Below are 366 nucleotides of genomic sequence, written 5' to 3'. Positions count from 1 at the left end.
TTAGCTGGAGAGATTGATAATTTATATGAAGAAGTTAATAAGGTAAATGGTATAGATGCAGAGGGCGATAGAAAAAGACAGAAGGAAAAAGATAAAGAAATAAAAAACTAATTAAAACGGATGGAAAGGTTAACTTAATGTACTTATTATTTAAGTATAAAGGGATAATGCCATCCGTTTCTTTTCGCATGCTTAAAGGTGAAACAAAGATTGTTAGTGTTTTTATGGACCAAGAGTTAGATGAAAGAAAAGAAGAAATAAAATCTGGTGCTGGGAGGTTGTTTTAATCTATGAGTTCTAGTACAAAAGTTTTACAAGCAGTAATAAAAATGAGAGATGAAGCAAGTTCAACTTTAAGAAGAGTGG

Annotated in this window: 1 protein-coding gene; it reads left to right on the top strand. The window is 30.9% G+C overall.

The window, feature by feature from the left end:
• Window positions 1-137: 137 nt before the first annotated feature.
• Window positions 138-287 (top strand): hypothetical protein, encoded by a 150-nt coding sequence (locus IC174_RS21515; RefSeq protein WP_227437129.1) that lies wholly within the window; start codon window positions 138-140, stop codon window positions 285-287.
• Window positions 288-366: the final 79 nt, after the last annotated feature.

Source organism: Clostridioides sp. ES-S-0001-03 (assembly GCF_020676075.1).
Classification (GTDB): Bacteria; Bacillota; Clostridia; order Peptostreptococcales; family Peptostreptococcaceae; genus Clostridioides.
Note: the sequence above shows the minus strand (reverse complement) of the source record. Positions and strands in the feature narration are given on the sequence as shown.

Coding starts and splice junctions, on each gene's coding strand:
- IC174_RS21515 (WP_227437129.1), top strand. CDS start 138: ATGTACTTATTATTTAAGTATAAAGGGATAATGCCATCCGTTTCTTTT.